The organism is Pseudomonas sp. EU05-FHT14B02 (genome assembly GCF_058791055.1).
Map to the genome: position 1 here is coordinate 125,015 of NZ_JBYTDD010000015.1, position 19,996 is coordinate 145,010.

At 60.5% G+C, this 19,996-nt stretch carries 16 protein-coding genes and 1 riboswitch; of the genes, 8 read left to right on the top strand and 8 right to left on the bottom strand.

The genetic code is table 11. From position 1 onward, the window contains the following. Nucleotides 1-16 precede the first annotated feature (16 nt). Nucleotides 17-469 carry a DUF1249 domain-containing protein gene (locus tag AC3WTM_RS15730; RefSeq protein WP_007977461.1) on the bottom strand — a complete coding sequence of 151 codons (453 nt, stop codon included), beginning with the start codon at nucleotides 467-469 and terminating at the stop codon, nucleotides 17-19. Beyond that, a complete protein-coding gene (locus AC3WTM_RS15735; protein ID WP_102669297.1) occupies nucleotides 460-1,077 on the bottom strand; it encodes an NUDIX domain-containing protein in 618 nt (205 codons plus the stop codon). The genes AC3WTM_RS15730 and AC3WTM_RS15735 overlap by 10 nt, the downstream gene beginning before the upstream one ends. A 224-nt stretch (nucleotides 1,078-1,301) precedes the next feature. Here AC3WTM_RS15735 and AC3WTM_RS15740 point away from each other — a divergent pair, with 224 nt between their 5' ends. Next, nucleotides 1,302-2,048, top strand: coding sequence for an RsiV family protein (locus tag AC3WTM_RS15740; protein WP_102669298.1), 747 nt, complete (start codon nucleotides 1,302-1,304; stop codon nucleotides 2,046-2,048). Here AC3WTM_RS15740 and cytX read toward each other — a convergent pair. Both cytX and thiC read right to left on the bottom strand, forming a co-directional pair. Continuing rightward, nucleotides 2,017-3,309, bottom strand: coding sequence for a putative hydroxymethylpyrimidine transporter CytX (gene cytX / locus AC3WTM_RS15745; RefSeq protein WP_102669299.1), 1,293 nt, complete (start codon nucleotides 3,307-3,309; stop codon nucleotides 2,017-2,019). The genes AC3WTM_RS15740 and cytX overlap by 32 nt on opposite strands. A 152-nt stretch (nucleotides 3,310-3,461) precedes the next feature. Next, nucleotides 3,462-5,351, bottom strand: coding sequence for a phosphomethylpyrimidine synthase ThiC (gene thiC / locus AC3WTM_RS15750; protein ID WP_008063536.1), 1,890 nt, complete (start codon nucleotides 5,349-5,351; stop codon nucleotides 3,462-3,464). A 165-nt stretch (nucleotides 5,352-5,516) separates the two neighbouring features. Further along, nucleotides 5,517-5,622, bottom strand: a riboswitch (TPP riboswitch). Between the two features lie 205 nt (nucleotides 5,623-5,827). On the opposite strand from thiC, the gene AC3WTM_RS15755 reads away from it, so the two are divergent. Then, a complete protein-coding gene (locus AC3WTM_RS15755) occupies nucleotides 5,828-7,261 on the top strand; it encodes a TolC family outer membrane protein (protein WP_102669300.1) in 1,434 nt (477 codons plus the stop codon). A gap of 121 nt (nucleotides 7,262-7,382) precedes the next feature. Here AC3WTM_RS15755 and waaA read toward each other — a convergent pair whose 3' ends face one another. Further along, nucleotides 7,383-8,675, bottom strand: coding sequence for a lipid IV(A) 3-deoxy-D-manno-octulosonic acid transferase (gene waaA / locus AC3WTM_RS15760; RefSeq protein ID WP_102669301.1), 1,293 nt, complete (start codon nucleotides 8,673-8,675; stop codon nucleotides 7,383-7,385). Between the two features lie 11 nt (nucleotides 8,676-8,686). Further along, nucleotides 8,687-9,589, bottom strand: a complete 903-nt coding sequence (locus AC3WTM_RS15765) for a LysR family transcriptional regulator (RefSeq protein WP_173677909.1) — start codon at nucleotides 9,587-9,589, stop codon at nucleotides 8,687-8,689. 103 nt (nucleotides 9,590-9,692) lie between these two features. Between AC3WTM_RS15765 and AC3WTM_RS15770 the strand changes: the two genes are divergently transcribed. From AC3WTM_RS15770 to AC3WTM_RS15785, 4 genes are all read left to right on the top strand, one after another. Beyond that, the gene (locus AC3WTM_RS15770) at nucleotides 9,693-10,025 is read left to right on the top strand and encodes a DMT family transporter (RefSeq protein ID WP_015093202.1); all 333 of its coding nucleotides are present in this window, start codon (nucleotides 9,693-9,695) and stop codon (nucleotides 10,023-10,025) included. A gap of 113 nt (nucleotides 10,026-10,138) precedes the next feature. Beyond that, nucleotides 10,139-11,314 carry an NAD(P)/FAD-dependent oxidoreductase gene (locus tag AC3WTM_RS15775; RefSeq protein ID WP_057712272.1) on the top strand — a complete coding sequence of 392 codons (1,176 nt, stop codon included), beginning with the start codon at nucleotides 10,139-10,141 and terminating at the stop codon, nucleotides 11,312-11,314. Next, nucleotides 11,311-12,123 (top strand): aldo/keto reductase, encoded by an 813-nt coding sequence (locus AC3WTM_RS15780; protein ID WP_102669302.1) that lies wholly within the window; start codon nucleotides 11,311-11,313, stop codon nucleotides 12,121-12,123. Before AC3WTM_RS15775 ends, AC3WTM_RS15780 begins: the two co-directional genes overlap by 4 nt. Before the next feature lie 32 nt (nucleotides 12,124-12,155). Further along, a complete protein-coding gene (locus AC3WTM_RS15785) occupies nucleotides 12,156-13,124 on the top strand; it encodes a metal ABC transporter ATPase (RefSeq protein WP_102669303.1) in 969 nt (322 codons plus the stop codon). A gap of 149 nt (nucleotides 13,125-13,273) precedes the next feature. On the opposite strand, the gene hldE is transcribed toward AC3WTM_RS15785, so the two are convergent. Together hldE and msbA are read right to left on the bottom strand one after the other, a co-directional pair. Then, the gene (gene hldE, locus AC3WTM_RS15790) at nucleotides 13,274-14,698 is read right to left on the bottom strand and encodes a bifunctional D-glycero-beta-D-manno-heptose-7-phosphate kinase/D-glycero-beta-D-manno-heptose 1-phosphate adenylyltransferase HldE (RefSeq protein ID WP_090452776.1); all 1,425 of its coding nucleotides are present in this window, start codon (nucleotides 14,696-14,698) and stop codon (nucleotides 13,274-13,276) included. Nucleotides 14,699-14,907: 209 nt separating this feature from the next. Beyond that, a complete protein-coding gene (msbA, locus tag AC3WTM_RS15795; protein ID WP_057712276.1) occupies nucleotides 14,908-16,710 on the bottom strand; it encodes a lipid A export permease/ATP-binding protein MsbA in 1,803 nt (600 codons plus the stop codon). Between the two features lie 154 nt (nucleotides 16,711-16,864). Here msbA and AC3WTM_RS15800 point away from each other — a divergent pair, with 154 nt between their 5' ends. Then, nucleotides 16,865-18,727 (top strand): O-antigen ligase family protein, encoded by a 1,863-nt coding sequence (locus AC3WTM_RS15800; RefSeq protein ID WP_102669304.1) that lies wholly within the window; start codon nucleotides 16,865-16,867, stop codon nucleotides 18,725-18,727. Beyond that, nucleotides 18,727-19,950 (top strand): acyltransferase family protein, encoded by a 1,224-nt coding sequence (locus AC3WTM_RS15805; protein WP_102669305.1) that lies wholly within the window; start codon nucleotides 18,727-18,729, stop codon nucleotides 19,948-19,950. Before AC3WTM_RS15800 ends, AC3WTM_RS15805 begins: the two co-directional genes overlap by 1 nt. Nucleotides 19,951-19,996: the final 46 nt, after the last annotated feature.

Sequence of the window (19,996 nt, forward strand, 5' to 3'; positions counted from 1 at the left end):
CAACTGCGTTGCTCGTTTAACGGACAACTTCGTACTCGTGCCCCAGCGCCAGGCAATGGCTCAGCCATTCGCCCAGAAACATGTTCAGCTGGGCCTTTTCGTCCGGCTGGTGCATCGAGGCGTTCGGGTAAGGATAGATGCCGCGAAAGCGTCGTGCATGTTCGGCGCTGACCACTTCGGCCATGCGCGCGTCGTGATAGACCTGCACTTCCAGTTGCGGCACCGGCAGCCAGGGCAAGCTGTGTTCCTGACGCACTTGCAGGGTCGTGGTGTAGGGGCAGGTCAGCAGGACTTCCAGTGCCAGCACACCGAGCATCTGGTCGCCATGGGTCACGGCGATGCGCCGCGCGGCGGGCTCGCTGCGCATGTCCGGCAGCAGTCGCATCAAGCGCGCGTAGTTCGCCTCGCAGGACGCTTGCAGCCCCACCAGGTCCACCCGATAGCGATCGCGCAGCTTGTTTACGACCATAACCCCCTCACTTCAACGCGGTTCAAAGCCAGCCATTGCAAGGCAATGATGCTCGCCGCGTTGGCAATACGCCCGTCGCGCACGGCTTGCAGGGCATCTTCGAAAGCCCAGACCGTGACGCGGATGTCTTCTGCCTCTTCCTCCAGCCCATGCAGGCCGCCAACCCCGGTAGTGTCGCAACGCCCCAGGTACAGATGCACGAATTCGTTGCTGCCGCCCGGCGATGGAAAGTATTTGGTCATCGGCCAGAGCGCCCCGATTTCAAGCCCAGCTTCCTCCTGCGCTTCGCGGTGAGCAACTGCTTCCGGTACTTCATCCTTGTCGATCAGACCAGCGACCAGTTCGATCAGCCACGGGTTGTCAGTTTTGCCCATGGCACCGACGCGAAACTGCTCGATCAGCACCACTTCATCGCGTTGTGGATCGTAAGGCAGCATGCATACCGCGTCATGACGAACGAACACTTCACGATTGATCTCGCGACTCATGCCCCCGGCGAACAATTCGTGGCGCAAGTGCACGCGTTCGAGTTTGTAGAAGCCCTCGTAGCACTTTTCGCGCCGCCCGATATCAACGGCGGTCGGAATGGCGTTGGCAAAATCCGTCATGACTATCCTCTTTTACTGCAAATCCTGATCGAGGCTGCTTTTTTCCTGGGCCTCGACTTCGCGCCATCCTAACGCGCCCGTGACGTTTGATGCAGCCCCTTTCCCGTCAGTGGGATGGACGGTGAGGGCGAAACCCACTCTAATTAGCTTAGTGGCGAACTGACTGCTTTGTTGAGAGTCGAAGCCGGTAACTTTTTGTCTTCCCTGTTTCAGAAAGGACGCTCATGTCGCTTTTCAAAATCGCCTCCGTGGCCGCTATCGCCCTGACCCTGGGCGCTTGCGCGAGCCTGTTCCAGCCCAACTACCGGACGCCGCTGGAAACCACCCGCGACGCCTCCGAGCAACTCAAGCCCGGTTGCAGCAACCCGGATTGCCCTCTGGTCAACATCGACACCCTGCACTTCCCGGACGAGCCTGCACTGGACGGCATCATCGAAAAGCGCCTGCTGCAAATGACCCGCACCTCACCCGACGCGCCGGTCGCCCCGACCCTGGCAGCCTATCGCGAAGAGTTTTTGCGCACCGCCGGCCCGCGCTTCAGCAGCTATCTGCAGGCAAAGGTACGTGAGCAGCATGACGGCTTGGTGATCGTCGAATTGTCCAGCTACCTGGACACCGGCGGTGCCCATGGCACCCCAGGTCGAGGTTTCATCAACTATTCACGCCAACAGCATAAAGTGCTGACGCTGTCGGACATGCTGGTGCCAGGGCAGGAAGACGCGTTTTGGAAAGCCGCACAAGTGGCGCACAACAGCTGGCTGATCAGCACCAAGCTCGATCAGGAACCGGAGTTCGTGAAGAGCTGGCCATTCCAGAAGACCCAGAACGTGGCGCTGACCTACGGTGGGGTAATCCTCAAATACGAAACCAGCACCATCGCGCCTTACGCGCTGGGCCATGTCGAACTGAAGATCCCCTACCCTCGCCTGAATGGCATCATCAAGCCCGAGCTGTTTCCCGGCCGTAACTGAAGGCCCGGCCCAGCACTAGCTGGAGCAACCCTGCCACTATCAGTGCCGGCAGGGTTGCGCCGACATCCGGATACAGGTTGGCCAACAAGTGATAGGTGCTGACCCCGCCCAGCCAGGCGAGCAGCGCCGGCCAGCGCAACGCGGCTGACGCCACCAGGCCACTGCGTTTGCGCAGGATGAAGTGATCCACCAGCACCACGCCGAACAACGGCGCAAACACCGAACCGATCAGCAGCAGGAAGTTCTGGTACTGGGCCAACGGCGCCAGCAGGGCAATCAGCGTGCAGATAACGCCGATGGCCAACGCCAGGTGCTCGACTTTGGCGCGCAACAGAATCCCGCTGGACACCGCCGCCGAGTGAATATCGGCAAAGGCGTTTTCCGATTCATCCAGCAGAATCAACAACAGCGGAATCCCCAGACCGGCGCCGGCCAGCGCCAGCAGCAAGGCATTGACTTCACCGCTCGGCGCGAACGCCAGTGTGTAGGCTACGCCCAGGCTCATCAGCCAGAAATTGCCGATGAAGAAACCGATGGCGGTGCCGCCGAAGACGTTTTTCGCCCGTTTGCCGAAGCGCGAGTAGTCGGCGATCAGCGGCAACCACGAGAGCGGCATGGCAATGGCGATGTCGAAACCCACGGCGAACGGCATCGAGCCGTCACCGGCCTGGGCCCACAATGCGGCCAGGTCAGCCTTGACGAACAGGTTCCAGGTCAGCCAGACACACGCGGCCAGCAGCAGCCAGATGCCCCATTTACGCAGGATCTTGCGCACGAACGTCAATGGACCGCTGACCGCGAGCAAGGTCGCAAGGGCACCGAAAAACAGCGTCCACAGCACGGGATTGGACAGCAGGCTGCCTTCATTGAAGGCCTTGGCGCCCAACAGGCTGGCGGCATCGCGCATGACGATGATTTCGAACGAACCCCAGCCAATCAGTTGCAGCAGGTTCAGCACCGCCGGCAGGCTCGCGCCTTTGGCACCGAGGCTGAGCTTGAGCGCGGCCATCGACGACAGGCCGGTGTCGCTACCGATCACACCGACGGCGGCCAGCAGCAAAACGCCCACCAGGGTGCCGAGAAAAATCGCCAGCAACGAACCGGACAGGCCAAGGCCTGGGGCAAGCAAGGCACCGGTCTGCAGCACCATCAGGCCGATGCCGAGGGAGAACCACAGGGAAAACAAATCACGGCCGCCGAATACGCGTTTGTCGGCTGGCACCGCGATATCGGGGGAGTAAGTGCTGGGTTGAATGCTCAAGGGTGTTATCTCAGAGGGACATTTTTTGTTTGTATGATCGTCATCGCGAGCAAGCTCGCTCCCACAGGGGACTTGCGGCGCTCACAAATCCCTTGTGGGAGCGAGCTTGCTCGCGATGGCGGCGGTGAAAACACCGCCGACCTCAGCTCAGATCAAACTTTCTGATACAGCTGACTGCCTTCCTGCTTGAAGCGCTCGGCCTGCTCGGCCATGCCTTGGGCGACGTCCACGTCGACCGCTTCGATCCGCTGGTTGGCCGCATACTCGCGGACTTCCTGGGTGATTTTCATCGAGCAGAACTTCGGCCCGCACATCGAGCAGAAATGCGCGACCTTGGCCGAATCCTTCGGCAGGGTTTCATCGTGATACGAACGCGCAGTGTCCGGATCGAGGCCCAGGTTGAACTGGTCTTCCCAACGGAACTCGAAACGCGCCTTGCTCAAGGCATTGTCGCGGATCTGTGCACCCGGATGTCCCTTCGCCAGATCGGCGGCATGCGCGGCGATCTTGTAGGTAATGATCCCGGTCTTCACGTCATCCTTGTTCGGCAGGCCCAGGTGTTCCTTCGGCGTCACGTAGCAAAGCATGGCGCAGCCGAACCAGCCGATCATCGCCGCACCGATACCGGAGGTGATGTGGTCATAGCCCGGCGCAATGTCGGTAGTCAGCGGGCCAAGGGTGTAGAACGGCGCCTCGTCGCAGCATTCGAGCTGCTTGTCCATGTTCTCTTTGATCAACTGCATCGGCACGTGGCCCGGGCCTTCGATCATGCACTGCACGTCGTGTTTCCAGGCAATCTTGGTCAGCTCGCCAAGGGTCTCCAGTTCGCCGAACTGCGCTTCGTCGTTAGCGTCGGCAATCGAGCCCGGACGCAGGCCATCGCCCAGCGAGAAGCTGACGTCGTAGGCCTTCATGATTTCGCAGATGTCTTCGAAATGGGTGTAGAGGAAGTTCTCTTTGTGGTGCGCCAGGCACCACTTGGCCATGATCGAACCGCCACGGGAGACGATGCCGGTCACGCGCTTGGCGGTCATCGGCACATAGCGCAACAGCACGCCGGCGTGGATGGTGAAGTAGTCGACGCCCTGCTCGGCCTGCTCGATCAGCGTGTCGCGGAACAGCTCCCAGGTCAGGTCTTCGGCCACGCCGCCGACTTTTTCCAGGGCCTGGTAGATCGGCACCGTACCGATCGGCACCGGCGAGTTACGGATGATCCACTCGCGGGTTTCATGGATGTGCTTGCCCGTGGACAGGTCCATGACCGTGTCCGAACCCCAGCGAATGCCCCAGGTCAGTTTCGCCACTTCTTCTTCGATGGACGAACCCAGTGCACTGTTGCCGATGTTGCCGTTGATCTTCACCAGGAAGTTACGGCCGATGATCATCGGTTCCAGTTCGGTGTGGTTGATGTTGGCCGGAATGATCGCGCGGCCACGGGCGATTTCGTCACGGACGAATTCCGGGGTGATGATTTTCGGCACACTGGCGCCGAAGCTGTGGCCGGCGTGTTGCTGGTCCAGCAGGCCGGCGGCGCGGGCCACTTCCAGCTTCATGTTTTCGCGGATGGCGACGTATTCCATCTCGGCGGTGATGATGCCTTTGCGCGCATAGTGCATCTGGCTGACGTTGGCGCCCGGCTTGGCGCGGCGCGGGTTGTTGACGTGGGCGAAGCGCAGCTTGGTCAGCTCCGGATCGGCAAGTCGCTCCTGGCCAAAATTCGAACTCAGGCCGCTCAGGCGCTCGGTGTCGCCACGGGATTCGATCCACGGCGAACGCACATCGGCCAGGCCTTTGCGCACATCGATGATCACATTGGGGTCGGTGTACGGGCCCGAGGTGTCATACACCACCACCGGTGCGTTGACCTCGCCACCGAAGTCGGTCGGCGTCACGTCCAGGCTGATTTCGCGCATCGGCACGAGGATGTCCGGGCGAGTGCCCTGAACATAGATTTTTTGCGAGCGGGTAAACGGCTGAACCGATTGCTGATCGACCTTGGCCGAATCACTCAGGTTGGTGGCGATTTTTGCTTTTGTAGTCATCACGGGCTCTCCAGACACACATCCAGGCAGTGGATTTTTGTCGGAGCGAACCTGTAAACGAATGGACGCACGGGCGCTGGGAAAACCAGCTGTGCTGTGCTCAGTGCTCGAGGGGTGTTCGATTGTCGAACAACATCCCGGACGAAGCACAAGAGGACTCGCCGGGTGACGAGAAATCTTGTTCCCTACGCAGGCGCTAACCTGATCAGGTTCAACGGGATCCGAAATTATTCGATCTCAGCCTCAAAGCAAGGCACCCCGACAAGAACCCGGCCAGTCTAGACACAACTGGCAAAGAACGCCAACCCCATGGCAAACACCATGATGAATGGCGTAATTACACGCAGTATCAGGATTGTTGCCGTCCGAATGCACAACTACACTCGCTACGCTGAGCCGCGCATTGACGCTGTCAAAGCAGGGCCTTAGCCTTGGCGCTCAAATTACCTCCGTAATATCAATTCTAGGGATCGTCTATGCTGCGCAAACTCTCACTGGCCCTCGCCGTGTCTTGTGCGTCCAACGGAATGGCCTGGGCAGCAGATGCGCCCTTATCGGCCAAGACGGACCTGGTCAGCGTTTATCAAGAAGCCGTCAACAACAACGCCGACCTGGCGGCTGCCATCGCCCAATATGGCGCGCAGAAAGAAGTCGTGCCCCAGGCCCGCGCCGGGCTGCTGCCGAACCTCTCGGCCGGCGCCAATGTTTCCGAGGTGCGTACGTCGCTCGATCAACCTTCGGGCACGTCCAACCGCGACGCTCATTCCTACCAGGCCACTTTGGCACAGCCGCTGTTCCGCGCCGATCGCTGGTTCCAGTTCCAGGCCGCCAAGGAAGTCAACGAACAGGCCGCCCTGCAACTCTCGGCGACCGAGCAAAACCTGATCCTGCAAACTGCTGACAGCTATTTCAATGTTCTGCGCAGCCAGGACAACCTGGCCTCGACCAAGGCCGAAGAAGCGGCGTTCAAACGCCAACTCGATCAATCCAATGAACGTTTCGATGTCGGCCTCTCGGACAAAACCGACGTATTGAACTCACAAGCCAGCTACGACACCGCTCGCGCCAACCGCATCGTTGCGCAGCGCCAGGTGGACGACGCCTTTGAAGCATTGATTACCCTGACCAACCGTCAGTACAACTCGATCTGGGGCATCAGACATGACTTGCCGATCCTGCCGCCAGTACCGAACGACGCCAAGGCCTGGGTCGAAACCGCAGGCAGGCAGAACCTCAATCTGTTGGCCAGCAACTATGCCGTCAGCGCCGCCGAGCAAACCCTCAAGCAACGCAGGTCCGGGCACTTGCCAACGGTTGACGCGGTCGCCAAGTACGAGAAAGGCGACAACGATGCGCTGGGCTTCAGCAATCCGGTTCCCTTGGGCCAACCCTACGGCGGCAACGTCGAGCAAACAACCGTGGGCCTGCAACTGAACATCCCGATCTACAGCGGTGGCCTGATCAACTCCCAGGTGCGTCAGTCCTATGCACAACTGGACCAGACCGAACAGCAACGCGAATCCCTGCGCCGCAGCATTGTGGAAAACACCCGCGACCTGCACCGCGCAGTGAACACCGATGTCGAGCAGGTACAGGCGCGCAAGCAATCGATCATCTCCAACCAGAGCGCGGTGGAAGCGACCGAAGTCGGCTATCAGGTGGGTACGCGAAACATCGTCGACGTGCTGGATGCGCAGCGCTCGCTCTACACCTCGGTGCGCGACTACAACAACACCCGCTACGACTACATCCTCGACAACTTGCGCTTGAAGCAACAGGCCGGCACGCTGAATCCGGGGGACCTGCAAGTCCTGGCACGCTGGCTCAACCCGAACTACAACCCGGACAAGGACTTCCTGCCGCCGGATCTGGCCAAGGCTGCGGAGGAGCAGTTGAAAGCGCGGCCTTGACCATCAGAGTTCAAGGCAGCACAAACCTTGTGGGAGCGAGCTTGCTCGCGATAGCTGACTGACAGGCAACTTAGGTGTTGGATGTACAGCCGCCATCGCGAGCAAGCTCGCTCCCACAGGATCAGCGGCGAATTGAAGACTTGTCGATCAACCGCCCCAACCCATCCAGCAACCGCTGCAACGCCCCCTGATTGGTGCGCATCACCGTCAACCCGGCCTCAGCCATGCGCTGCGCATCTCGCGGCAGTTCGAACAGTCGCTGCACCGCCACCGCCAGCCCTTCGGCATCTTCCACTTCCTGCAACGCCCCGGCACTGCGCAACTGCGCGGCGATTTCGAGGAAGTTGAAAAGATGCGGACCGCTCAACACCGGTTTAGCCAGGGCCGCTGGCTCCAGCAGGTTATGCCCGCCATTCGGCACCAGGCTGCCACCGACAAATGCGCTGTCCGCCAGAGCGTAGAGAAACAGCAACTCGCCCATGGTGTCGCCCAGCAGCACTGAAGTATTCGCACTGACTGCATCGCCGCTGGAGCGCCGGACCGTGGCAAACCCTTGTTGCTGGCACAACCCGAACACCGAATTGAAGCGCTCAGGATGACGCGGCACCAAAATCAGCAGGGCATCGGGGTGACTGGCCAACAACTGACGGTGGGCCGCCAGCACCACCTCGTCTTCGCCGTCATGGGTACTGGCCGCGATCCACACCGGTCGTTCAAGCGCCTGCCATTGCCCGCGCAGCTCAACGGCGCGCTCCAGCAGTTGCGGGTCGATGGTCAGGTCGAACTTGATCGAACCGGTCACTTCGACGGTTTCCGTCCGCGCGCCCAGGTCGCGCAAGCGCTGGGCCTCGGCTTCGGTCTGCACCGCGAACAGACTCATCTCGGCCAGCATCGGCTGGGTCAGCCTGGGGAACCGGCCGTAACCTCTGGCCGAACGCTCGGACAGCCGCGCATTGGCCAACGCCACGGGGATCCCGCGTTTGGCACATTGATGGATGTGGTTGGGCCACAGTTCGGTTTCCATGATCACCGCCAGTTTCGGCTGGACCCGATCAAGGAAGCGCCGGGCAGCGCAAGGCAGGTCATAGGGCAGATAGCAGTGCTGGATGCGCGGCTCATTGGCGAACAGTGCATGGATGCGTTCCGAACCGGTCGGGGTCATGCAGGTCACGGTGATCGGCAGATCCGGATAACGCGCCAGCAAGGCGCGAATCATCGGTGCAGCCGCAATGCTTTCGCCCACCGACACGGCGTGCACCCAGATGCCATCCGGCTTCATCGTCGGCATCCCGTAGGAAAAGCGCTCGCCGATGCGTCTGGCATACGCCGGCGCCTTGCGCGCGCGCAGCCAAAGCCGAATTGCTACCAATGGCAGCCCCAGATAAAACAGCGCGGTGTAGAGAGTTCTATTCATGGCGGCGGAGTTTATCGGCTTTTTTCGCCTATCGTCTGCAAGTGCACGGCAAAACGTTCGGCAAGCCAGCGCGCCGCCGGACCGAGCGGTTCATCCCGGCGCCATACCAGTTCCACCACCAGGGCCGGCGGGGTCCATTCGCTGACCAATTCGACCATCTGGTTCTGATAGGTCGGGTACTGCACTACGTGGCGTGGCAACCAAGCCCAACCGAGACCGCGCACCAGCCATTCGGCCATCACATAGAAGCTGTCGGCGCGCCAGACCTGCGGGCTGGCCGGATCACTGCCGGGATAAATGCTCGACTCTGTGGACATCAGCAACTGCCGATGTTGCGCCAGTTGCTGGCCGTCCACTGTGCCCTTGCGCGCCAACGGATGATCCTTGCCACACACCGTGACCATTTCCACGCTGCCCAGCACCCGCCGCTCAAGAGCCTCGGGAATCTGATCGTGAAAGAACAGCAACCCCAGATCGGCGCGCCGCTCCACCAGCTTGCGCGCGACATCGCCTTGGGCGGCGCTGGTCAGTTGCACTTCAAGGCTGGGAAACTTTTCCGCCAAGGCTTCGAAGCTTTCGATGATCGGCTGATAAGGCATCGCCTCATCCTGCGCCACACGCAGTCGAGCTTCCTGCCCGCGCATCATCGCCAGCGCCCGGCCATTGAGCCGTTCGCACTGGCGCAACACTTCCCGCGCTTCGTCCAGCAAAGCCGTGCCGGCTTCAGTGAGTTTCGGCTGACGGCCGCTGCTGCGGTCGAACAGGCTGACGCCCAGGTCTTCTTCCAGCAACGCTATCGAACTGCTGACCGCCGATTGCGCCTTGCGCTGATCGCGCGCCACAGCAGAAAACGAACGCTGCTCCGCTACGCTCACAAACAACCGCAGCTGCTCCAGATTCCATTGCATGCTCATGGCCCAACCCATCTCTCAAACAGATAGGTAATGACTTTACCGCATCTGGCGAATCTCTAGAATGCCAACCTCAGAGAGCAACACTTCACACGAGGATTGACCCATGACCGCTTACTACTACCTGGCCATTGCCATCTGCGCCGAAGTGATTGCCACTGTTTCGATGAAAGCGGTCAAAGGCTTCAGCACCCCGCTGCCACTGGTGCTGGTCATCGTCGGGTACGGGATTGCCTTCTGGATGCTGACCCTGGTGGTGCGCAGCGTTCCGGTGGGCGTGGCTTACGCCGTGTGGGCCGGCATGGGGATTGTGATGGTCAGCGTCGCGGCGCTGTTTATCTATGGGCAGAAGCTGGACGTGCCGGCAATGCTGGGGATGGCGCTAATTGTGCTGGGTGTCGTGGTCATCCAGCTCTTCTCCAAGACTGCCGGGCACTAGAGCTCGAAACACGATCCCACAGGGTTACTCATTGGCTCGAGAGTACTGGCGTCAGCCCCTCCAATCTTCGAGTCTGTATACTGCGCCCTCGTCTTGAACACAGAGGTCGCCGAATGCCATCCGTTATTTCCACCGACGTGCTGATTGTCGGCGCTGGTGTCGCCGGCCTCTGGCTGAATGCGCGCCTGCGTCGCCAGGGTTTTTCGACCGTGCTGGTGGAAAGCGCCAGCCTCGGTGGCGGGCAGAGTGTCAAGTCCCAGGGCATCATCCATGGGGGCGCCAAATACGCGCTGCATGGCGCCCTGACCGGTGCCTCGGAAGCCATCGCCGACATGCCACGCCGCTGGCGTGAAGCCTTGGCTGGCGACGGCGAACTGGACCTGTCCGGGGTACGCCTGCTGTCCGAAGCCCATTACCTCTGGTCCCCTGGCACCCTCGCCGGCAACCTCACCAGTTTCTTTGCCAGCAAAGCCGTGCGCGGCCGCGTCGATCAGGTCAAGGGCGAGCAATTGCCGCCAGCCCTGCAAGACAAGCGTTTCAAGGGCAAGGTCTATCGCCTGGCGGAACTGGTGGTCGACGTGCCAAGCCTGATCCAGCGCCTGGCCGACCTGGCCGGAGATGGCTTGCTCGCCGGGCAGAAGATCGAGCCGCTGCTCGAAGGCGGCGTGCTGGTCGGCCTGAAGGTGGACGAGCGCGAGATCCGTGCCCAACGCATCGTCCTGAGCGCCGGCGCCGGAACCGCGGCATTGCTTGAAACGCTGGGTCTGAGCCAGCCCGCGATGCAGCGCCGTCCGTTGCACATGATCATCGCCAAGGGGCCAAGCCTCAAACCGCTGTACGCCCACTGCCTGGGTGGTGGCACCAAACCGCGCATCACCGTGACCACGCACCCGGCGGCGGATGGCCAATGGGTCTGGTACCTGGGCGGCGATATCGCGGAATCCGAAGGCGTTACCCGTGAGCCCGCCGAGCAGATCGCCACTGCACAGAAAGAACTAGGTCAATTGCTGCCATGGATCGACCTGAGCACAGTGCAATGGGCCACCTTGCGCGTGGATCGCGCCGAACCACTGCAATCTGGCCTGACCCGTCCCGACAATGCCTTTGTGGCCGAGGAAGGCCGACTGCTGGTGGGCTGGCCAACAAAACTCGCCTTGGCCCCGGACTTCGCCGACCGGGTGATCGCCAGCCTGACCCGCGACGGTATCCAGCCAAGCCACCCGGCAGCACTGCCTGAACTGCCGAAGCCGCCGATGGGCGTACCGGCCTGGGAGCAACTGCTGCCATGAGCCAACCGACCCTGCACGACCTGCATCGCCCGCTGGGCAGCACCGGCCTGCTGGTTTCCCCCCTGGGTCTTGGCACGGTGAAACTGGGTCGCGACCAAGGTGTGAAGTACCCCAACGGCTTCCAGATTCCCGATGACGATGAAGCACGCAGGCTGCTCAAGCTCGCCCGCGACCTGGGCATCAACCTGATCGACACCGCCCCGGCCTATGGTCGCAGCGAAGAACGCCTCGGCCCGTTGCTGCGCGGTCAGCGTCAGGATTGGGTGATTGTCAGCAAGGTCGGTGAGGAGTTTGCCGACGGCCAGTCCCGCCACGACTTCAGCGCCGCACACACTCGAATGTCGGTGGAACGCAGCCTGCACCGCCTGGAAACGGAATTTATCGACCTGGTGCTGGTGCACTCCGATGGTAACGACCTGGCGATCCTCAATGACTGCGAAGTCTACGACACCCTCGCCGCGCTCAAGGCCGAAGGCAAGATTCGCGGTTTCGGGTTTTCCGGCAAAACCGTCGACGGTGGCCTCAAGGCATTGGAGCAAGGCGATTGCGCGATGGTCACCTACAATCTGAACGAACAAAACGAGAAGGCCGTCATTGACTATGCTGCTGCACACGGCAAAGCCATTCTGGTCAAGAAAGCCCTCGCCAGTGGTCATGTCTGCCTGAGTCCGGGCGTGGATCCGGTGCGCGCCAGTTTCGAATTGTTGTTTGAACATCCGGGTGTTGCCAGTGCTATTGTCGGGACCATCAATCCGCTGCACCTCGCCCACAATGTCGCGACCGTTGCCCAGGTCCTACGTAGCCACTGACGCCGCCCACGCGGCCTTAAGCAGGAGCCGACATGTCGCGTACGCTCATCAGAAAGAACCCGAGCAACTTCAAGACCCTGCCGTTATTCGTCGAAGCGACCCCCGAAGGCCTGGCTTATCAGAGCGTCGGCAGACCGCTGAATTTCTCCCAGACCCTGCAACGTCGTCGACCGGTGACGGTCGGCGACAGCGAACGGTTTGCCCTGGAGTTGGCCAACCTCGGGGTTTCGGTGCGCCTGACCCTGCATTGGCAGAATCGCGACTATTGGGTGCTGGTGCGCCAACGCCGGCAAGACCGTGGCGATGTGGTACTCAAGCTGATCTCCGGTTACGTGCCCGCACATGAACTGAATCTGCCCTTGCACACGGCGATCCAGGAGATAGCCGAAGAGTGCCTGCTGGAAACCCCGGAAGGCTGGCTCGGTGGTCGGTTCAACGACACCTGGCTGCCAGCGCCTTACTCGGCCGCCCTGCATTATCGTGAAGCCCTGCCGTTTCGCTTGTCGCCACTGTCTGGCTCGGCGCGACCGGTACGTTGCGCCAACCTGATGCTGATGGAGCGTCCGCGGGCTTACGTGCATTTGCCAACGGCGTCACTGCAACTGATCTACGACTTGCGCCTGGACGTTCCCAAGGAAGCCAAATCCCTGAGCCTGTTCCATGTCGATGAACGACTGGAAGGCGATCAGCTCGTCGCCCGCCTCGACCGCAAGCGCCCCGATCTGTACTTGATGCCCTTGCAGGACGGCCACCCGATGGCTGAGCTCTACACCTTGAAAAAGGATCAGCTGTGTCCCGCCAGCACGCGCGGACTGTACCTGGCCGAGAGTTTTGCCCGACAGGAAGGCTGGCTGGTTCGCGACGAGCGGATTCGCTGGAAGGACTGGGTGAGGCAACAGGGCCTGACCCCGCCGGGGAAGGATTCGGGCCTGGCGCGGTTGCGCGGGAAGGCAAAGCTGTTGCTGAAGAAAATAGTGCCGCGTAAAAAAGTCAGCTCCTGAAAGCAAACTGCTGCAGCTCCGACTGGTGTACGCATAACCATGTAGGAGCTGGCTTGCCAGCGATGGACTCAAGGACGCCGCATCTGTTCAATAGATTAGCGTCATCGTTAACGACCATCGCTGGCAAGCCAGCTCCTACAAAAGCTGCTTTATTCGGACTTGCGGATCTTCTCGACAATCGCGGTGGTCGAGCTGTTTTCCACCAGCCCCAGCACTTTCACGGTACCGCCATAGGCCGTCACGATGTCCGCGCCGACCACCTGGTCGATGCCGTAGTCGCCGCCCTTGACCAGCACGTCCGGCTTGACCGCGCTCAGCAGGTTTTCCGGGGTGCCTTCCGAGAAGCTGATCACCCAGTCCACCGCACCCAGGCCGGCCAGTACGGCCATGCGCCGGTCGACACTGTTGATCGGACGGCCAGGCCCTTTCAGGCGGCTGACCGATGCATCGTCGTTGATCGCCACGATCAGGCGATCACCCTGAGCCCGCGCCTGCTCCAGATAGGTCACATGACCGGCGTGCAGGATGTCGAAGCAACCGTTGGTGAACACGATCCGCTCGTTGTGCGCGCGGGCATCATCGACCGCCAGCAACAGCTGCTCAAGGCCCAGCACTCCACGCTCGGAACCTTCCTCGCGCTGAATCGCACGACGCAGTTCAGGCGCACTGATGGCTGCTGTACCGAGTTTGCCGACCACAATACCGGCCGCCAGGTTGGCCAGGGCCACGGCGTGGGGCAACTCCTCACCCGCAGCAATCGCGGCCGCCAGGGTGGAAATTACTGTGTCGCCGGCACCGGTCACGTCAAACACTTCACGGGCCCGGGCCGGCAAGTGCAGCGCTGGATGATCCGGGCGCAGCAAGGTCATGCCGTGCTCGCCACGGGTCACCAGCAAGGCACCGAGGTCCAGGTCGTGCATCAGTTGCGCGCCCTTGCTCACCAATTCGTGCTCATCGGCGCAACCACCGACGATGGTTTCGAATTCGTTGAGGTTTGGCGTGATCAGGCTCGCACCACGGTAGATCGAGAAATCCTTGCCCTTGGGATCGGCCAGCACCGGGATGCCCCGGGCGCGGGCAGCCTGGATCAGCGCCTGATGGTTTTTCAGCGCGCCTTTGCCATAGTCGGACAGCACCAGCACCTTGATGCCTTCGAGCAACTCATCGACCTGCGCGGCCAGCGCCAGCGCGTCGGTGGCGAAGGGTTCTTCGAAGTCGATGCGCAGCAATTGCTGGTGACGGCTCATGACCCGCAGCTTGACGATGGTCGGCTGGTGCGCAATGCGCTGGAAGATGGCCCGCACGCCAGCACCCTTGAGGCTGTTGACCAGGCTGTTGGCGGCTTCATCGTCGCCGGTGACACCGACCAGCGAAGCCGGAGCCCCCAGGGCGGCAATGTTCAAGGCAACGTTGGCAGCACCGCCCGGGCGGTCTTCGATGTGATCGACCTTGACCACCGGCACCGGTGCCTCAGGAGAAATCCGTGAGGTACCACCATGCCAGTAACGGTCGAGCATGACATCGCCGACTACCAAGACAGGGGCTTGATCGAATCGCGGCATGGACAACTTCATGGTGCAACCCACATACAGAATGAACAGGGGCGCGATATTAACACAGGGTTGGTGTCAGCTAGTGCGGTGGCTGCAACGGGATGATTCGCCAGCATTTTTGCTCATTTTTTGAGCAATAAACCCGCTAGGCGAAATCATCAAAGTCACGGTAGTGGCTGACCGGTTTCGACGGGAGTGCGAAAGGGCGAGCCAGGCTCGCCCTTTCGGGGTCAGGCGATGTCTTCGGCCGGGGCGTCGAGGCCCATCGCGTTGAGGCGCGAGTAGTAGCCGTTTTGCGCCAGCAGTTGTTCATGGGTGCCGCGCTCGACGATTTTCCCCTGATCCATGACCAGGATCAGGTCGGCCTTCTCGATGGTCGACAGGCGGTGAGCGATCACCAGCGTGGTGCGACCTTTCATGACCTGGTCCAGGGCTGCCTGAATATGCCGCTCGGACTCGGTATCGAGCGCCGAAGTCGCCTCATCGAGGATCAGCAGCGGAGCATTCTTCAACAGTGCCCGGGCAATCGCCAGGCGCTGGCGCTGGCCACCGGACAGCAGCACGCCGTTTTCCCCGACCTGGGTGTCCAGGCCTTCAGGCAATTGAGCGATGAAGTCCATCGCGTAGGCATCCTTGGCCGCCTTTTCAATATCTTCACGGGGTGCGCCAGCCAGGTCGCCATAGGCGATGTTGTTGGCCACGGTATCGCTGAACAGGGTCACGTGCTGAGTCACCTGGGCGATATGCCGACGCAGGTTCAACAGCTTGTACTGCTCCACTTCGACGCCATCGATCAGGATTTCGCCCTTGTCGTGGTGATAGAAACGCGGAATCAGGTTGGCCAGGGTCGACTTGCCACTGCCCGAACGCCCCACCAACGCCACCATTTGCCCGGGCTCGACCGAGAAACTGATGTCATTGAGCACCTGACGCTCGGTGTCAGGGTAGGTAAAGCTGAGGTTACGCACATCCAGGCGACCGCTGACCACATCACGCTCGACGGTGCCGGTATCGACTTCAGGCTGGACATCCAGTTGCTCGAAGATGCTTTCAGCGCCGGCCACGCCCTTCTGGATAGTCGAGCTGACTTCGGACAGCTGGCGAATCGGCTTGGGCAGCAGGCCAGCCAGGGTGATGTAGGCCACCATGTCGCCGGCCGACGCATCGCCCCGCAGGAACAGCACCAGGAACATCAGCACGGCCATGGCGGTGTAGATCACCAGTTGCAGCAACGGTGTGTAGATGGCGCCGGTGCGGGTCATGCGCAATTGCTTGTCAGTGTTGCCCTGGCTGGCATCGAAGAAACGTTTCTCTTCGTACTTTTCACCGCCGAAGCTACGCACCACGCGATAGCCCTGGATCGTTTCGGACGCCACATGTGTCACGTCCCCCATGGCCAACTGGATTTTCTTGCTCTGCTTGCGGAATTTCTTGCTGGCCGTGCGCACCATGAGGGCGATCAGCGGCAGGATAGCGACCATGACCAGCGTCAGGCGCCAGTTCATGTACAACAGCGAGGCAAACAGGAAGATCACCGTCATGCCTTCACGGATTACGACCTTGATCGCATCTGTTGCCGCCCCCGTGACCATCGTCACGTTGAAGGTGATACGTGAAATCAGGTGCCCCGAGTTATGCTTGTCGAAATATCGGTTTGGCAACACCAGCAGGTTGTTGAACAACTGGACCCGCAAGTCATGGACCAGGCCCAGGGAAACCTTGGCCAGGAAGTAGTTACCCAGGTATGACCCCAACCCCTGCCACGCGGCGATCAGGATGATCAACAATGGCACCGCCTGCAGCAGTTGCAGATCCCGCAGGTAGGGCACTGTTGGAAACAGCACCGCTTCAGGATTGGATAGACCATCGACGAAGTACTTGAGGATGTAGCCCAGCATTGGCTGTGTCGAAGCGAAAATCAGAAAACCGACGATGCTGATCAGAAACAGGCTGATATACGGCCGGACATAGCCGAGCAGGCGGAAGTAGATTTTCAAGCTCGATGGGCTTGCGCAGAGACTGGAGTCGGTCATATCACGCGAATGTCGATGAAAAGGACGCTGACTTTACCACAGCTTCCCCAGGGTTCTGGCAATCGCATACAGTCTGTGTATTGTGGCGCGTCAAATAGCCACCAGATGTCCCTGCCTTGGTATGGTCGCTCAATTCAGGAATAAGTTACCCAGCATGCAATTAAACGTTTTGAATAGCACGTCCAACAGAATCTTTGATTTCATTTGTTTGTGGATCCTTCCGCTCGGTTATTTATTGCTGCTTTGTGCGCTGTTTTTCCTGCCGGGGCGCAGTGTGCATCACAAGCTTTATTATGGCCTGTTCAGCATTCCGGCACTCTTTGCACTGTGCCTGCGGCCGCGGCTCGGCAAAGAGTTGCTGCGCGAGCCGATCATCATTGCAGTCCTGTTATTTATGGCGTGGGCACTGCTCAGCCTGTGCTGGAGGCCAGACGACGACATAGACTTTGGCCAGTTCAAACCGCCATTGCACACCTTGTTGCTGTTCGTAGGCTGCTACCTGCTGGTGCGCTTTCGCAGCGAAATCATCCAGCCCCTGCTGTTCTGCGCCGCGACGGTGGCACTGGTTATCTCTGCCTACAACCTGTACAGGTTCGACCAGATCTACCAACCGGAAATGCGCCTGATCGGTGTAGGCGCATTTGACAATCCACTGCTCAGCTCCCACGTTTTCGGCTTTTTTTGTACCTATTGGCTGAGTCTGAGCATGACGTGCAAGCGACGCCAGGTACTTTGGCTGAGCGTACCGGCGATGGCGATCATGTTCGCCGCAGTGCTGGCCACCGGTTCCAGGACCCCACTGGTTGCGCTGACGCTGGCTGCGCTTTGGCTGTGTTTCATCTGCTGGAATCGACGCTCGGTCTTCATGCTTGGCGCCATGTTCTTCGCCGGTACGGCGACTTTCGCGTTGTTTGCGGACAAAATCTTCGAAAGAGGCAGCTCCTTCCGCATCGAGCTCTGGCAATTGACCCTGAACAGGATCGCTGAACACCCATGGATCGGGCACGGCTACAACGCCGCACTGAGACTGGACCCCGGCGTCGGCTACAGCCTTCAGGAACCCCATAGCTTTGCCCTGGGCGTGCTCTACTACGTCGGCATTATCGGCCTGCTGCCATGGCTGTTCTTTCTCGCATGGGGCTTCATCAGCAGCCGACGCCATTGCGTGCAACCGCTGTTTATCTTTGCCTCAGCCTGGCTGGCCTTCGGTATCGGTGCCGGCCTGACCGAGGGTGGCGGGATCATCTCTCGCCCCAAGGAGCACTGGTTCCTGCTGTGGATCCCCTTGGCACTGATTGCGGCATTGAGCATCAATCAGCGGGCCCGGCGCCTGCTGGACACACCGATCAAGACTGCGACACCTAGCGCCCTGCAACAGCTGACTGCCGATGCCAGGGTCATCGAAGAGGATGGTCTGGGCCCTAAGGTCCTGCGCCTGACCGATGGCAGTTTTCTCAAGCTGTTCCGTCGCCGTCGCTGGTATACCTCGGGCAGTTTCACGCCCTACTCCGATCGTTTTGCCGTCAATAGCGTGCAACTGCGCAGCATGGGCATCCCGACACCGCAGATCCTCGACCTTTACCGGTTCGAAGACGGCAGCACCGCTGTGCATTACTCCCCGTTGCCGGGCAACACGCTGCGCCAGATCCTGCAAGGCATCACCGCCCCGGCGGTACGCCAGGCACTGGTGGAGCGCTTCGGCAAATTCATGGCTCAACTGCACCAGCAAGGGGTCTACTTCCGCTCCCTGCACCTAGGCAATGTGCTGGTGCTGGAGGACGGCGAGTTCGGCCTGATCGACCTGGCTGACCTGCGAATTTACCCCTCGGCATTGAGCCCTTCCCTGCGTCGGCGTAATCTGCGCCACATGCAGCGCTACGCATCAGATCGGCATTGGTTGTTCGAGGATCACTTCGAAGCGCTCCTGCTGGGATACGCCGCGACGGCCTCGAAAGCCGATGTGGATAATTTGCACAGGCACGTGCTGGCCGGGAGTCCTCCGGCCCAGGCTCACTGATGACAGAAACCAACCCGCTTATCGCGATGGTGGCCTACCTGCTCGCCATCGCAACCGCTGCGCTACTGTTACGCAGCGTGCCGAGAGTCCCCAGAGAGCTGGAGCATTGCGGCGAAAGCCGCTTTGCCGGCATCGACGGTTTACGCGGGTATCTGGCCTTCGGTGTGTTCGTGCACCACTCGATCATTACCTGGATCTATCTGCGAACCGGCGTGATCGATTTTCCACCGAGCAACTTCTACTCGCAGCTCGGTCAGGGTAGCGTCGCCCTCTTTTTCATGATCACCGGCTTTCTGTTCTGGAACCGCTTGCTCACCCACGGACGGCAACACGACTGGCTGGCATTTGCGGTATCCAGGCTGTTTCGCCTCTACCCGCTCTACCTGCCACTGATGTTGATCGTGTTTGTCTGTGTGTTCTATTTGCAGGACTGGGAACTCAAGGACTCCGGCACCCAACTCATTGGCCAGGCCCTGGCCTGGCTGATCTTCGACCGGCCAGACGTCAACCAGTACCACCAGACCGGCATGCTGATCTCCAACGTCACCTGGACGCTGGGGTACGAATTGTTTTTCTACCTGGCCCTGCCACTGGCCGCCATGGTGTTCATTTATCGCGGCGGCTGGATGCAGACGGTGCTGTGCCTGATCGGCATCTATATCCTGTACCAGGTGGTCGGCTGGGAGCACTCGCTGAAGAAGCACTTCCTGGCCAGCTTCCTCGGCGGCATCGCTGCGGCGTACTGGATTCGCCGTCCACAATACGTCGCCTGGAGCCTGTCTCCGCTGGCGGGCATCATCGCCCTGCTCGCATTGGCGATCGCCTTTACGGCGTTCAACCGGGCATTCAACCTGGGAGCGCTACTGCTGCTTTCACTGTTCTTTGTGATCGTGGCGTCCGGCAATACCTTATTCGGCGCCCTGAGACCACGCAGCATCCGCTGGCTGGGGGAAATCAGCTACAGCACGTATCTGCTGCACGGTTTCGTGCTTTGGGTATTGGTGCAGCGGCTGCCGCCGATATTGCACCTTGACGCCCGGCAAGCCTGGGTCTTCCTGCCGTTGCTGGCCGTGTGCAGTTGCCTGTTGATCATCATCAGCAGCCTGACTTACCTGTACATCGAAAAGCCCGGTATCAATGCCGGCAAGAAAACCCTGCACTGGTTGCGCCAGACCAGGAAGCCGAGGAAAGAACTTCCGGAAGAAACGGCTCAACAACGTTGAGCCATTGCTGGGGCATGTCTCCGAGGACAATGCCCCGCCTCCCCCT

Bases quoted from the DNA above. Each gene is read 5' to 3' on its own strand.
- AC3WTM_RS15730 (WP_007977461.1), bottom strand. From the start codon at position 469: ATGGTCGTAAACAAGCTGCGCGATCGCTATCGGGTGGACCTGGTGGGG.
- AC3WTM_RS15735 (WP_102669297.1), bottom strand. From the start codon at position 1,077: ATGACGGATTTTGCCAACGCCATTCCGACCGCCGTTGATATCGGGCGG.
- AC3WTM_RS15740 (WP_102669298.1), top strand. From the start codon at position 1,302: ATGTCGCTTTTCAAAATCGCCTCCGTGGCCGCTATCGCCCTGACCCTG.
- thiC (WP_008063536.1), bottom strand. From the start codon at position 5,351: ATGACTACAAAAGCAAAAATCGCCACCAACCTGAGTGATTCGGCCAAG.
- AC3WTM_RS15755 (WP_102669300.1), top strand. From the start codon at position 5,828: ATGCTGCGCAAACTCTCACTGGCCCTCGCCGTGTCTTGTGCGTCCAAC.
- waaA (WP_102669301.1), bottom strand. From the start codon at position 8,675: ATGAATAGAACTCTCTACACCGCGCTGTTTTATCTGGGGCTGCCATTG.
- AC3WTM_RS15765 (WP_173677909.1), bottom strand. From the start codon at position 9,589: ATGAGCATGCAATGGAATCTGGAGCAGCTGCGGTTGTTTGTGAGCGTA.
- AC3WTM_RS15770 (WP_015093202.1), top strand. From the start codon at position 9,693: ATGACCGCTTACTACTACCTGGCCATTGCCATCTGCGCCGAAGTGATT.
- AC3WTM_RS15775 (WP_057712272.1), top strand. From the start codon at position 10,139: ATGCCATCCGTTATTTCCACCGACGTGCTGATTGTCGGCGCTGGTGTC.
- AC3WTM_RS15780 (WP_102669302.1), top strand. From the start codon at position 11,311: ATGAGCCAACCGACCCTGCACGACCTGCATCGCCCGCTGGGCAGCACC.
- AC3WTM_RS15785 (WP_102669303.1), top strand. From the start codon at position 12,156: ATGTCGCGTACGCTCATCAGAAAGAACCCGAGCAACTTCAAGACCCTG.
- hldE (WP_090452776.1), bottom strand. From the start codon at position 14,698: ATGAAGTTGTCCATGCCGCGATTCGATCAAGCCCCTGTCTTGGTAGTC.
- msbA (WP_057712276.1), bottom strand. From the start codon at position 16,710: ATGACCGACTCCAGTCTCTGCGCAAGCCCATCGAGCTTGAAAATCTAC.
- AC3WTM_RS15800 (WP_102669304.1), top strand. From the start codon at position 16,865: ATGCAATTAAACGTTTTGAATAGCACGTCCAACAGAATCTTTGATTTC.
- AC3WTM_RS15805 (WP_102669305.1), top strand. From the start codon at position 18,727: ATGACAGAAACCAACCCGCTTATCGCGATGGTGGCCTACCTGCTCGCC.